This window comes from Phreatobacter aquiterrae (assembly GCF_053471285.1).
Genome location: NZ_JBJPHW010000006.1, coordinates 1 through 13,671, shown reverse-complemented (window position 1 = coordinate 13,671; position 13,671 = coordinate 1). Strand labels below are relative to the sequence as shown.

Annotated in this window: 9 protein-coding genes; 4 read left to right on the top strand and 5 right to left on the bottom strand. The window is 64.3% G+C overall.

Features of this window, described 5'->3' with window-relative positions; genetic code table 11:
* Positions 1-30: 30 nt before the first annotated feature.
* A complete protein-coding gene (locus ACJ4V0_RS10570; RefSeq protein ID WP_448299539.1) occupies positions 31-1,311 on the top strand; it encodes an MFS transporter in 1,281 nt (426 codons plus the stop codon).
* A gap of 7 nt (positions 1,312-1,318) precedes the next feature.
* Here ACJ4V0_RS10570 and ACJ4V0_RS10565 read toward each other — a convergent pair whose 3' ends face one another.
* Complete coding sequence (locus ACJ4V0_RS10565; protein ID WP_448299538.1) at positions 1,319-2,518, bottom strand: MFS transporter; 1,200 nt, start codon at positions 2,516-2,518, stop codon at positions 1,319-1,321.
* A 254-nt stretch (positions 2,519-2,772) separates the two neighbouring features.
* Between ACJ4V0_RS10565 and ACJ4V0_RS10560 the strand changes: the two genes are divergently transcribed.
* Positions 2,773-3,993, top strand: coding sequence for an NADP-dependent isocitrate dehydrogenase (locus ACJ4V0_RS10560; protein WP_448299537.1), 1,221 nt, complete (start codon positions 2,773-2,775; stop codon positions 3,991-3,993).
* A gap of 382 nt (positions 3,994-4,375) precedes the next feature.
* On the opposite strand, the gene ACJ4V0_RS10555 is transcribed toward ACJ4V0_RS10560, so the two are convergent.
* Complete coding sequence (locus tag ACJ4V0_RS10555) at positions 4,376-4,714, bottom strand: hypothetical protein (protein WP_448299536.1); 339 nt, start codon at positions 4,712-4,714, stop codon at positions 4,376-4,378.
* Positions 4,715-4,876: 162 nt separating this feature from the next.
* Between ACJ4V0_RS10555 and ACJ4V0_RS10550 the strand changes: the two genes are divergently transcribed.
* Entirely contained in the window at positions 4,877-5,320 is a 444-nt protein-coding gene (locus ACJ4V0_RS10550) for a GNAT family N-acetyltransferase (RefSeq protein WP_448299535.1), read from the top strand.
* A gap of 43 nt (positions 5,321-5,363) precedes the next feature.
* Here the strand turns inward: ACJ4V0_RS10550 and ACJ4V0_RS10545 are convergent, their stop codons facing one another.
* From ACJ4V0_RS10545 to recA, 3 genes are all read right to left on the bottom strand, one after another.
* Positions 5,364-6,527 carry a cyclic nucleotide-gated ion channel gene (locus ACJ4V0_RS10545; protein WP_448299534.1) on the bottom strand — a complete coding sequence of 388 codons (1,164 nt, stop codon included), beginning with the start codon at positions 6,525-6,527 and terminating at the stop codon, positions 5,364-5,366.
* 101 nt (positions 6,528-6,628) lie between these two features.
* Entirely contained in the window at positions 6,629-9,289 is a 2,661-nt protein-coding gene (alaS, locus tag ACJ4V0_RS10540; RefSeq protein WP_448299533.1) for an alanine--tRNA ligase, read from the bottom strand.
* Positions 9,290-9,514: 225 nt separating this feature from the next.
* Positions 9,515-10,594 carry a recombinase RecA gene (gene recA / locus ACJ4V0_RS10535; protein WP_448299532.1) on the bottom strand — a complete coding sequence of 360 codons (1,080 nt, stop codon included), beginning with the start codon at positions 10,592-10,594 and terminating at the stop codon, positions 9,515-9,517.
* Between the two features lie 308 nt (positions 10,595-10,902).
* On the opposite strand from recA, the gene ACJ4V0_RS10530 reads away from it, so the two are divergent.
* Positions 10,903-13,344 (top strand): hypothetical protein, encoded by a 2,442-nt coding sequence (locus tag ACJ4V0_RS10530; RefSeq protein ID WP_448299531.1) that lies wholly within the window; start codon positions 10,903-10,905, stop codon positions 13,342-13,344.
* Positions 13,345-13,671 lie beyond the last annotated feature (327 nt).

Here is a 13,671-nt window from a genome sequence, read left to right as displayed (position 1 = left end):
CCGCGTCAGACGGCGCGGGAGGAATGAAGCATGCGCCTGCCCTTCTATTACGGCTGGGTCATCGTCGCGGTGACCTTCGTCACCATGGGCATCGGCGTAAATGCGCGCACCGCCTTCTCGCTGCTCTATGCGCCGATCATCGACGAGTTCGGCTGGGACCGCGGCCTCACCGCCGGCGCCTTTTCCTTCGGTTTCCTCGTCTCGGCGGCGCTCTCGCCGCTGATGGGCAAGCTGATGGATCGCGCCGGTCCGCGCGCCGTGATGGAGCTCGGCGTCATCCTGATGGGCGGCGGCCTGCTGCTCGCCCCCCTCACCTCGCAGCCCTGGCACCTCTACATGACCATCGGCGTGCTGGTCGGCTCCGGCTCGGTCTGCCTCGGCTATTCGGGACAGTCGCTGTTCCTGCCCAACTGGTTCGTCCGCAAGCGCGGCTTTGCCATCGGCATCGCCTTCGCCGGCGTCGGTCTCGGCTCGGTGACGCTGCTGCCCTGGGTGCAGGTGATGATCGACGGCGCCGGCTGGCGCCAGGCGAGCCTCGCCATGGGCATCCTGCTCATCGTCGTGCTGGCGCCGATCAACCTCCTGCTGCGCAAGCGGCCGCAGGACATGGGGCTTGAGCCCGACGGCGACGCGACGCCACTGCCGAACGCCGCACCGCCCCCCTCCAACATCGTCGACGCCGCCTGGGCCGGCACCGACTGGACGCTGGCGCGTGCCCTGCGCACGGGCCGGTTCTGGTGGCTGGCCCTCGGCTATTTCGGCGGCCTCTACGTCTGGTACGCCGTGCAGGTGCACCAGACGAAATACCTCGTCGAGATCGGCTTCGGCTCGACTGCGGCCGCCTGGGCCCTCGGCTTCGTCAGCCTGCTCGGAATCCCCGGCGGCATCGTCCTCGGCGCGCTGTCGGACCGCATCGGCCGCGAATGGATCTGGACCATTGCGGTCGGCGGCTTCGCCCTGTGCTTTGCCGCCCTGATCTCGCTGGAGACAGCCCCGACGCTCCTGCTCGTCTATGTCATGGTCGCCGTGCAGGGCTTCTTCGGCTATGGCCTGACCTCGGTCATGGGCGCGGTGGTGGCTGAGATCTTCCAGGGCCGCCACTTCGGCACGATCTTCGGCACGGTGATGTTCGTCGCCCTCTCGGGCGGTGCCGCCGGCCCCTATGTCACCGGCCTCATCCATGACCTCACCGGCAGCTACCGCCTCGCCTTCATGATCGGCATCGGCGTCAGCCTCGTCTCCGCCGCCGCCATCTGGCTCGCCGCGCCCCGCAAGGTACGGGTCGTGGCCGGGCGGATGAAGGCGGCGTGAGGCGGGTTCAGGGGCGCCGCCCCCGCCGGGGGCTCGCGGGCGTCAGCGCATAGACCAGCGTCGCCACCAGCAGCACCAGCGCCAGCACGCCGTGCATGCGGGCGAAGGTTTCAGGCTCGCTCAGGCCCTGGGCGCGGCCCTGGTCGATCAGCCAGCCCGAGCCGGTCTGCACCAGCGCCGCGCCGCCGATGAAGAGGAAGTTCATCAGCGTCATGCCGCGGCCGACGAGATGGTCGGGGAAGAAGGGGCGCATGTGCGCCATCAGGATCGTGTAGCTGAAGCCGCAGAAGCCGAGCACGACGAAGGCCGCCGCCGCCCAGAAGGCCGATTGCACGCCCGACCAGGCAAGCGCCGCAAGAATGACGGCAATGGCGAGGTTGCCGAAGAGCGCGAGCGCCTTGGCCCAGCCCCAGCGGCTCTCGATCCAGCCGAACAGGAAGGCGCTGGCGGTCATGGCCACCGCCATCAGCAGGGCCACCTCGCCCTGTGTCGCCAAGTCGAGGCCGATCACCCGTTCCAGATAGGGCGCAACCCAGAGGCCGCGCAGCGTCACGGTGATGGCGTAGCTGAACAGCACCACTGGCACGAAGAACCAGATCACGCGCGTCCTGATCACCTGGCCGAGGCCGCCGAGCATGCCGCCGCCGGCCTGCCGGGCGAGCTGCGGCGGGTCGCGCAGGAACAGCACGGCGAGGACGAAGGCGATGCCGTAGAGCGCCGCCAGGATCATCATCGCCTGCCGCCAGCCGAAGGCTTCCGCCGCCCAGCTCAGTGGCGTCGTGCCGATCAGGTTGCCGATCGAGCCGAAACCGAGCAGGAGGGAGGCGAGCAAGCCGAAGCGGTGGGCCGCATGGTTGCGGGCGAAGACATAGAGCGCCCCCATGAAGACCGGCGAGCAGCCGACGCCGATCAGGCCCATGGCGAACGCCCCGACCAGCGCATTCGGCGCGAAGGGAAACAGCACGACGCCGATGCCGCCCACCGCCATCAGCGGCAGCACCGTGCGCCGCGGCCCGTGGCTGTCGAGCGCCCAGCCGACGGGGAACTGCATCAGCGCGAAGGTGATGAACCAGGCCGAGCTCATCGCCGCCAATTCGGTGGCGCCGATGCCCATGTCGGCCATGATCCGCGTCGCAAGCACGCTCAGGAAGGAGCGGAAGAAGATCGACAGCACATAGGCGAGCAGGAGGGCGGCGAAGGTCTGCATGGCGGAGTGGGGCTGGCCGTTTCGCAAGGGGCAAAGCGCGGTCGCCCCGCATAGCCCATCGCGACCGTCCCGGGCAGCCGCCATTCGCGGGAGGCAGCATCGCGGGGCGCCCCCTCCCTTCTTCTCCCTTACCCCCCGCCCGCGCCTCTGCTATGAGGCGCGCGCCAGTCGCGGGGGCCCGGGCTCACAGAGCGCATGTCCGGATGCACCGAGGCTGAGTCCCCTCTGCTCCAGCGCTCTCAAGCAGGCCGACCATGTCGAAGATCAAGGTCGCGGGCACAGTCGTCGAGCTCGACGGCGACGAGATGACCCGCATCATCTGGGACCTCATCAAGAAGAAGCTCATCCACCCCTATCTGGACGTGAACCTCGAATATTACGACCTCGGCGTCGAGCACCGCGACGCCACCAACGATCAGGTCACGATCGACTCGGCCAACGCCATCAAGAAGCATGGCGTCGGCGTGAAGTGCGCCACCATCACCCCCGACGAGGGCCGTGTGAAGGAGTTCGGCCTGAAGGAGATGTGGAAGTCGCCGAACGGCACCATCCGCAACATCCTCGGCGGCGTCATCTTCCGCGAGCCGATCATCTGCAAGAATGTGCCGCGCCTCGTCCCCGGCTGGACCCAGCCGATCGTCGTCGGCCGCCACGCCTTCGGCGACCAGTATCGCGCCACCGATTTCAAGTTCCCCACCGCCGGCACCCTGACCATCAAGTTCGTCGGTGACGACGGCAAGGTCATCGAGCGCGAGGTCTTCAAGGCTCCGGGCTCCGGCGTCGCCATGGCGATGTACAACCTCGACGACTCGATCCGCGACTTCGCCCGCGCCTCGTTCAACTACGGCCTCGCCCGCGGCTACCCGGTCTATCTGTCGACCAAGAACACCATCCTGAAGCAGTATGACGGCCGCTTCATGGAGATCTTCCAGCAGGTGTTCAACGCCGAGTTCAAGGCCGAGTTCGACAAGAAGAAGATCCACTACGAGCACCGCCTGATCGACGACATGGTCGCCTCGGCGCTGAAGTGGTCCGGCGGCTATGTCTGGGCGTGCAAGAACTACGACGGCGACGTGCAGTCGGACATCGTGGCGCAGGGCTTCGGCTCGCTGGGTCTCATGACCTCGGTGCTGCTCACCCCCGACGGCAAGACCGTCGAGGCCGAGGCCGCCCACGGCACCGTCACCCGCCACTACCGCGAGCACCAGAAGGGCAAGGAGACCTCGACCAACTCCATCGCCTCCATCTTCGCCTGGACCCGCGGCCTCGCCCATCGCGCCAAGCTCGACAACAACCCCGAACTGAAGCGTTTTGCCGACGAGCTGGAGAAGGTCTGCGTCGACACGGTCGAGAGCGGCTACATGACCAAGGACCTCGCCCTCCTCATCGGCGCGGACCAGAAGTGGCTCTCCACCACCGGCTTCCTCGACAAGGTCTCGGAGAACCTCTCCGCCGCCATGGGCAAGTGGAACTGACATCGCCCCTGCACCGCCGGTCCGCCGGCGGCATCAGGCAAAAAAGGCCGTCCGGAGCGATCCGGGCGGCCTCGTCGTTTCGGGTGCCGATCTCTGGCCGCCTGAGACGGGGCGACCGTGTGCCCTGCATGAGCCGAGTGCGTCCTTCGAGGCTCGGGCCGAAAGCCCTCGCACCTCAGGATGAGGGGGGTGGTGATCGGCATCAGCGACAGGTGCAAAACACTCAAGGTCTCGGAGGACGGTGGTGCCATCCACCATCCTCCTCATCCTGAGGTGCGCGCCCCGGCGATGCCTCGGCATCGTCCGGCGGCGAGCCTCGAAGGACTCACTTCGGTGATGCAGGGTGTAATGGGCCGATACGAGATTGTCCCTGCGCCCACCCTCAGGCGAAGAAGTCGAAGATGTCGCCCAGCCCGCCGCCGCCGAGCGCCTTCGTCGTCACCTCGTCGGCCTTGGACGGCGTGTCCCTCGCCCAGGACGCCCGCGCCATGGCGAGGGTCATCGAGGCCTCGAGGCCCTCGTTGGTGGCGGCGAAGAGATTGTCGTGGGACGCGGTGTCGACCCCGAAGATGGCTAGCGCCGCATTGGTGGAGGGGTCTACGCCGAAGATCTGGCTGGTCATGGCGGACGAGTTCGCGAGCCCCTGCGCCGCGCCGTAGCTGCGGCTGGTGCGGAACGACTGCATCGTGTCCCAGGCGCTCGGGCCGAGACTGGAGACCATGGCGGAAATCCTTTCCTGACCCATCATCACGTCCGGACCCTTAAGAACAGGTTTCCCCACCTGCAGCGTGAATGATCGATCGCGTCCGGTGATGGCGGCGATGACGAGACGGCTCTGGACGGGGCGGCCGCCATCGGCACACTCGGACCCAAGGAGAATGCCATGGCCCTGATCACCCGCGAACTGACCCCCGCCGACCGCGCCGAATGGGAGCCGCTGTGGCGTGGCTACCAGGCCTTCTACGAGGTCGACATCCCCGCCGCGACGACGGACGTGACCTGGGCGCGCTTCCATGATTCGAAGGAGCCCATGTGGGCCTATGGCGCCTTCCACGAGGGGCGCATGGTCGGCATCGTCCACGCCATCCTCCACCGCTCCTGCTGGACGGTTCAGGACTACTGCTACCTGCAGGACCTCTTCGTCGATCCGAGGGTGCGCGGCACCGGCGCCGGCCGCGCCCTGATCGAGAAGGTCTATGAGATCGCGAAGGAAAAGGGCGCCGGCCGCGTCCACTGGCTGACGCAGGAGACCAACCGGACCGCGATGCTGCTCTACGACCGCATCGCCGACAGGTCAGGCTTCATCCAGTACCGCAAGATCTTCTGAGCGGCCGGGCGGCAGGGATCATTCTAGCCGCGCCACGAGGGGCTCATCCCTCCTGCGGCTCACCCTCCGGCACGCTCTGGACCTGGCCTGCGATGACCACGGCGATGGCGGGCCGCACCGACATGAGGTGATGCAGGTCCTCGGCATCCAGCATCAGTACCTTGGCGCGGTGGGCGGCGTGGACGGTGGCCTCCAGCGGCACGCGGTTCAGGACCGCGCTCTCGCCGAAACACTGGCCGGGGCCGAGCCCGATCGGCCCGTCATCGGTCTCCACGATCACCTCCCCCTCGGCGACCACGAACATCGAGCGTGCCGGCTGGCCGGCGCGGCAGATGACCGATCCCGGCTCGTAGGTGACGCTCTTCAGCGTCCGCATCACGTCGGCGACCGAGGCCGCGTCGAGCCCGGAGAACAGCGGCACGCTGGAGACCATGCTCCAGGTCACCACGAAGTCGCGCCGCTGGATCTCGCGGGCGAAGGCGGTGGCGATGATGCCGACCGGCAGGGCCAGCATGGCAATGCCGGTGACGGCGGTGATGCCGGCGATGACCTTGCCGGCCGACGTGACCGGATAGACGTCGCCATAGCCGACCGTGGTCAGCGTGATGACCGCCCACCACAGGGCGTCGGGAATGGTGGCGAACTTGTCGGGCTGGGCGTCCTGTTCGGCGAGCCGCATCGCCGCCGCGGCGATGACGAGCGCGCCGAGAAAGATGATGAGCGAGGCGCCGAGCGCCCGCCTTTCGCTCCACAGCGCCTCCACCAGGCTGGTGAAGCCGGGGGAATAGCGCGCCAGCTTGAAGAAGCGGACGAGCCGCAGCAGCAACAGGAACCTGAGGTCGATGCCGAGGATCAGGTTGAGATAGAAGGGCAGGATCGCGAGGAGGTCGATGACCAGCGCGAAAGAGACAGCATGGCGCAGCCGGGCGCGCAGCGGCGTCATCCCCGCCAGGAGCGGATGCTCCGGGGCTGTCCACAGCCGCGCGGCGTATTCGGCGGTGAAGATCAGGGTGGAAACGAGTTCGATGGCCGTGAAGACCGCGCCGTAGCGATCGGCGATCCACGGCACCGATTCCAGGATCACGGCGAGGACGTTGAGGAGGATAAGGCCGATCAGCGTGGCGTGGACGACGTCGGCCAGCGCCGAACCCGACAGGCCCTTGTCGAGCACCTCGTGGACGCGGTGTCGCATTGTGGCCGCTGGCATGATGATTCCCCCGCTCCCGTGCAGGAGGAGCCGAAGGCGCGACTGTGACAAGCCGCGCGCCCGCCCGTCAACGCGGGCGGCGCACGACGGCACGATGTGCGTCAGGCCGCAGCGACGGCGGCCTCGATGGCGGCAAGCGCCGCATCGGCCTTCGTGCCGTCCGGACCGCCGGCCTGGGCCATGTCGGGCCGCCCGCCGCCGCCCTTGCCGCCGAGCGCCTCGGAGCCGACGCGCACGAGGTCGACGGCGTTCAGCTTGCCGGTCAGGTCGGCCGTCACGCCGACGACGATGCCGGCCTTGCCGTCGTCGGAAACGCCGACGATGGCGACCACGCCAGAGCCGACCTGCGCCTTGCCGGCATCGGCGAGGCCCTTCAGGTCGCGCATGTCGATGCCCGTGACGCTCCTGGCGAGCAGCCTGACGCTGCCGACCGTCTTCACCGGGTCCGCTCCGCCGGCGGCGCCGCCGCCCATGGCGAGCTTCTTCTTCGCCTCGGCGAGTTCGCGCTCCAGCCTGCGGCGGTCCTCGACGAGGGCCTCGATACGCGCCTCGACGTCGGCCACCGAGGTCTTGACCAGGTCGGCGACAGCCTCAAGACGCCGCGCCTGCGTGGCGAGATGCCGCCGCGCCGCATCGCCGGTCATGGCCTCGAGGCGGCGTACGCCGGCCGCGACCGCGCCCTCGCCCACCACGGTGACGAGGCCGATGTCGCCGGTGCGCGCCACATGGGTGCCGCCGCACAGTTCGACCGACCAGCCGGAGGCCTTCGACCCTTCGGGCGCGGGACCCATGGACACGACGCGCACCTCGTCTCCGTATTTCTCGCCGAACAGGGCGCGGGCGCCGGAGGCGACTGCCTCCTCCTGCCCCATCAGCCGGGTCACGACCGGCGCATTGGCGAGCAGCACCCGGTTGGCGATGTCCTCGACGCGGGCGAGGTCCTCGTCCGGGATGGGCTTGGGATGCGAGAAGTCGAAGCGCAGGCGGTCGGGGGCAACCAGCGAGCCCTTCTGCGCGACATGGTCGCCGAGCACCTGCCGCAGCGCCTCGTGCAGGAGATGGGTCGCCGAATGGTTCGAGCGGATCGCCGCACGGCGCGCGTGGTCAACGTCGAGCTGCACCGCCTGGCCGACGGCAAGGCGCCCCTCGCCGACGGTGACGGCGTGAACGAAAAGGTCGCCGAGCTTCTTCTGCGTGTCGGTGACGGTGGCCGTCACCCCCTCGCCGGACAGCGTGCCGCGGTCGCCCTGCTGGCCGCCGGACTCGCCGTAGAACGGCGTCTGGTTGACGACGACGAGGCCGGTCTCGCCGGCCTCGAGGCCCGCGACCTCCGCCCCGTCCCTCAGGATGGCGAGGACCTGCCCCTCGGCCGTCTCGGTGTCATAGCCGAGGAATTCGGTGGCGCCCGTCTTCTCCTTCACCGCGAACCAGACGGTGTCGGTGGCGGCCTCGCCGGAGCCCGCCCAGGCGGCGCGCGCCTTCTGCTTCTGGAGCTGCATGGCCGCCTCGAAGGCGGAGGTGTCCACAGCGATGCCGCGCGGGCGCAGCGCGTCCTGCGTCAGATCCAGCGGGAATCCGTAGGTGTCGTAGAGGGTGAAGGCCGTCTCGCCGGAGAAGGTCGCGCCCTCGCTCAAGTCCGCGGATTCGGTGTCGAGGATCGACAGGCCGCGCTCCAGCGTCTTGCGGAAGCGCGTCTCCTCAAGCTTCAGCGTCTCGCCGATCAGCGCCTCGGCGCGCACCAGTTCCGGATAGGCCTGCCCCATCTCGCGCACCAGGGTGGGCACGAGCTTGTGCATCAGCGGCTCCTTGGCGCCGAGCAGCGAGGCGTGGCGCATGGCGCGGCGCATGATGCGGCGCACGACATAGCCGCGGCCCTCGTTGGACGGCAGGACGCCGTCGGCGACCAGGAAGGAGGCGGCGCGCAGATGGTCGGCGATGACCCGGTGCGACACCTTGTGGGCGCCGTCCGGCTCGACCCCGGTCTCGACCGCGCTCGCACCGATCAGCGCGCGCATCAGGTCGATCTCGTAGTTGTCATGGGTGCCCTGGAGCACGGCCGAGATGCGCTCGAGGCCCATGCCTGTGTCGATGGAGGGGCGCGGCAGGTCGGTGCGGATGCCGCCGGCCTGCTCCTCATACTGCATGAAGACGAGGTTCCAGATCTCGATGAAGCGGTCGCCATCCTGGTCGGGGGAGCCGGGCGGGCCACCCCAGATCGCCTCGCCGTGGTCGTAGAAGATCTCCGAGCAGGGGCCGCAGGGTCCGGTGTCGCCCATGCGCCAGAAATTGTCGGAGGTGGGGATGCGGATGATCTTCGAATCCGGCAGGCCGGCGATCGACTTCCACAGCCGGTGCGCCTCGTCGTCCTCGGAAAAGACGGTGACCAGCAGGCGCGAGACCGGCAGCTCGTACTCTTTCGTGATCAGGTTCCAGGCATGCTCGATCGCCTGGTCCTTGAAATAGTCGCCGAACGAGAAGTTGCCGAGCATCTCGAAGAAGGTGTGGTGGCGCGCGGTGTAGCCGACATTGTCGAGGTCGTTGTGCTTGCCGCCCGCCCGCACGCATTTCTGCGCCGTCGTCGCCGTCGAATAGGGCCGCTTCTCGACGCCGGTGAAGACGTTCTTGAACTGCACCATGCCGGAATTGGCGAACATCAGCGTCGGATCGTTGCGCGGAACGAGCGGCGAACTCTCCACCACGGCGTGGCCGTTCCTGGCGAAGTAATCGAGGAAGGTCTTGCGGATCTGGTTGACGCCGGTCATGGCCCGAACTGATGGGTTGCGGCCGGGCCCTGTGCAGGGAGCGGCCTGAAGTCTGGTCGGCGGGTGTTCTAGAACATTTTTCGCGCAAGGAAACCGGTTTCGACGCGAGGACGCATCGCCCCGCCGCTCATCGTCCCACGCCAGACCGGAAGCGACCCCTCCCGCCCGCAACGCAAAAGGCCGGGCGAACCCGGCCTTCGTCGCGTGCGGCGGCTGCGCCAGCTCTCAGTCCGGGCTGTCGGCGTCGCCGTCCGGCTCGACCTCGCCGAGGATCTTCTCGGCGATGAGTCCGGCGTTCTGGCGGATGGCAGCCTCGATCTTGGCGGCCATGTCGGGGTTCTGCTTGAGGAAGGCCTTGGCGTTCTCGCGGCCCTGGCCGACGCGCTGGCTGTCGTAGGAGAACCAGGCGCCGGACTTCTCCACGACGCCGGCCTTGACGCCGAGGTCGATGAGCTCGCCCATCTTGGAGACGCCCTCGCCATACATGATGTCGAACTCGACCTGCTTGAACGGCGGCGCCAGCTTGTTCTTCACCACCTTCACGCGGGTCTGGTTGCCGACCACCTCCTCGCGGTCCTTGATCGCGCCGATGCGGCGGATGTCGAGGCGCATGGAGGCGTAGAACTTCAGCGCATTGCCGCCGGTGGTCACCTCCGGCGAGCCGTACATGACGCCGATCTTCATGCGGATCTGGTTGATGAAGATCACCATGGTCTTGGACTTGGAGATGGAGGCGGTCAGCTTGCGCAGCGCCTGGCTCATCAGGCGGGCCTGCATGCCCGGCTGGTTGTCGCCCATCTCGCCCTCGAGCTCGGCGCGCGGGGTCAGCGCGGCGACCGAATCGACCACCACCACGTCGATGGCGCCGGAGCGCACCAGCGTGTCGCAGATCTCCAGAGCCTGCTCGCCGGCGTCGGGCTGCGAAATCAGCAGGTCGTCGAGGTTGACGCCGAGCTTGCGGGCATAGACCGGGTCGAGCGCATGTTCCGCGTCGATGAAGGCGCAGACGCCGCCGGTCTTCTGCGCCTCGGCGATGGTGTGCAGCGCCAGCGTCGTCTTGCCGGAGGACTCCGGGCCGTAGATCTCCACGACGCGCCCGCGCGGCATGCCGCCGATGCCGAGGGCGATATCGAGGCCGAGCGAGCCGGTCGAGATCGTCTCGATCTCGACCAGCTTCTCGTTCTTGCCGAGCCGCATGATGGAGCCCTTGCCGAAGGCGCGCTCGATCTGGGAGAGAGCGGCGTCAAGCGCCTTGGTCTTGTCCATGGATGAACCTTCGACGAGTCGCAGTGCGGCCTGACTCATGGCGGTAGCTCCCCTGTGCTGGCAAGGCCTGATGGCCGAAACCTGTGGTAAAACGACCGTACATGGTTTGTTCTCATTCGCAAGTTCTATTTTTGTTCTCGCCGGGGTATTGCGACGAGATGCGGCACGAGCCGTTTTCGACCAAGCGGCGGTTGGGGTATGAATGATCAAGTACGAGACTGAATACCAGTTACACCAACTGGTGCGAGACCACATTACGAACCGCCTTCAGCAGCCCCATTCAAGACATTGAAGTCGAGCAATTGCTCAGGCAGGCTACTCTCAACCTGGCGGACGGGAGACGGAACGTGTCTGTGATTTCAGATGGCACCACAGAGGCCGACGTCGAGATTCGAGCGATCATACCGCTTCTTACCCGGAGCGAGACTCTAGCCATTCCTATCGAGGACATCCGAAGCAAGGAGCAAATATCTGCAAGGGATATTGGGAAGGGTCAAAAGCGCAAGGTTGGCTACGTTCCAGACTTCACCATCCATAAGAAGTCACTTCCAGTCGCAGTGATTGAAGCAAAGGCACCTTCGGCCGATGTCACCCTCGCATACGCAGAAGCACGACTCTATGCTCTAGAAATTAATCGCAACTTTCCAAGCGGTATTAACCCTTGTTGTCGCATCCTCGCCACCAATGGTCAAAATGTCTTGGCTGGAAAGTGGGATGCGGAACCAGAACTAATAGTGTCCCTTGGTGAACTATCTCCTGGGTCGAACGCACTCGACAAACTTATCGCGCTCTTGGGCACTAAGACTCTCGATATTCTTGCTGATAACGCCAGCCAAGCCCTTCGATTCAGCGATTTCAAGCGCCCCTTCAATCAGGGCGCCGGTCCTACACAGATCGGATCAAGGATAGAACCCAATTCCTTCGCAGCCGACATATCTCCCATCCTACGAAGGTACTTCTCTTCTCGCGACCAAACGACCGATCCGGATATATATGGTCGCGCGTACATTTCATCAAACGAGGTTACAAGCTACGATCGTATACTTGAATCGTTCTTGAAGGACCGACTTTCGCGAGCCAAAAGGCGGCTTGAGGTCACCACATCTAAGCGCAAGTCTGACAGCATATCAAATCGGCTATCCACTTTTGATCGGTCCAAGCCTCCAACCGGAGACCTTCAAATAATTACGGGTGGCGTCGGCGTTGGTAAGTCATTGTTCGCTCGTCGGTACAAGGAATTCTTACAACCTTCCGCCTTAGCCGGGCGAAATCATTGGGCCTTTCTGGATTTCAATTCAGCCCCCGAAGACTTTCTTCAATGGCAAGACTGGGTTTGTGCCCAATTCGCCAAGAGCATCCAGGAGGAGGGCGCTCCTGTGAACCTGAGGGACGCCGCGGACCAAGAACGCGTATTCGCGGACGACTTGGCTGATCGCAGCGCATATTATCAAAGAATGAACTCGATCGGCGCAGGTCGTGGGGAACTGGAGCGCGCCCGTGATATTGAACAGTGGCGGCAGGACGCCGCAAGGCTCACAAGAGGAATATCCAGATATCTCCAAGGCGACCGTGGTGAGAATCTGATTGTTGTGTTCGACAACGTTGACCGCCGGGAACCGGCCGCACAACTCGCTGCGTTTCAGACGGCACTATGGTTCATGGATCAAACCAGATGCCTTGTTGTGCTTCAGATGCGCGACTCAACCTTCGAGTCTTTTAAGAATTCACCGCCCCTTGATACATATAAAACTGGGCAAATATTCAATATAAGCCCGCCGCGGTTTGTGGATGTTGTAAAAAAGAGATTAGAGCTTAGCTTGGAAGCTCTGTCGTCCGAGGCTCCAGAGCAGATAAAATTCCAGTCACGATCAGGCATCACATTTAGCTACCCAAAAAGTCGAGCTGGAGAATTCCTAAGAGCTATCTATTTTGAACTATTTCAGCGTTCTAACAATATATCTCGCGTACTAGAGGCTTTGGCAGGCCGCAATGTTCGTAGAGCTCTCGATATGTTCAACGCAATAATTACCTCAGGGCATATGCCGGAGGATATAATTGCATCGATCGCGCAAGGCGGCACATATAGATCATTTCCAGAATACAGGATTGTCAGAGCTCTGATGAGACAGGACTATAGATTCTTCAATCATTATGCCGGTTTTGTCGCAAACATTTTCAATGGCGATAGCCGATGGGAGCGGCCCAACAATTTGCTTATCTCAGAAATCCTCTTCCACTTAATCAGCCTTCGAAAGGTGCGCGGTGACAATGGTCAAATGGGATTTGTTGCAGTGAGGAGAGTACTGGACGATCTTGGCGTGATGGGATTTGTGGCAAATGACGTCATGGCAGCTGCAATATTCTGCTTGGAAAAAGGATTGATTGAGGTTGACACATCATCAACCCTAGTTATACGGCCTCAGGATAGCCTCAAAGCCACCTCGTCGGGCTGGGCGCATATGCGAATATTGTCATCGAGAGTGGAATATTTATCAGCCATTCTTCCGACCACGCCGGTCAACGACAAATCTATGTCTGCGCGAATTTTTGACCTTATGCAGATCGAAAATCGCACCGGTCAAACCTACCTGTCACAGCAAGTGCGAGTGGTTGTTGAGTTCGAGGCATACATAAGGCGACAGTATGAGGCCCTGCGCGCACACCCAGGTTACGGCGACGCGTCTCGTACTGGTGCAAACTATGTTCTGGGAAAGATGCAAGAGGCACTGACCTACGCTCGCCGTGATGCGCGCACAATAACTGGTCAAGCGGACTTGTTGGACCATTGACGAATGTAAACAAAGGACGCCCTCAGCCAAAAGGCTATTTTTGGAACGCCCGAAATGGCATTACGTGGTGGAGAGGAATAGCTGTAATATATCTGATTTTATTTTGCTTTGACTACTCCCAACACCAGCCGAGCGAGCTGAGGGTTCAGCCGGCAAACTCCATCATCCCGAACAACAAAATCCTCCGCATGTAGTGGCCCTGACCTGAGCCCCTGAACCTCCTCCAGATTTGGGTAGAGTCCGTCGACCATGGAGACGGACGATGCGACCCTCGCGGTTCACGGAAGAACAGATCATCGGGATGCTGAAGGAGCAGGAGGCCGGCGC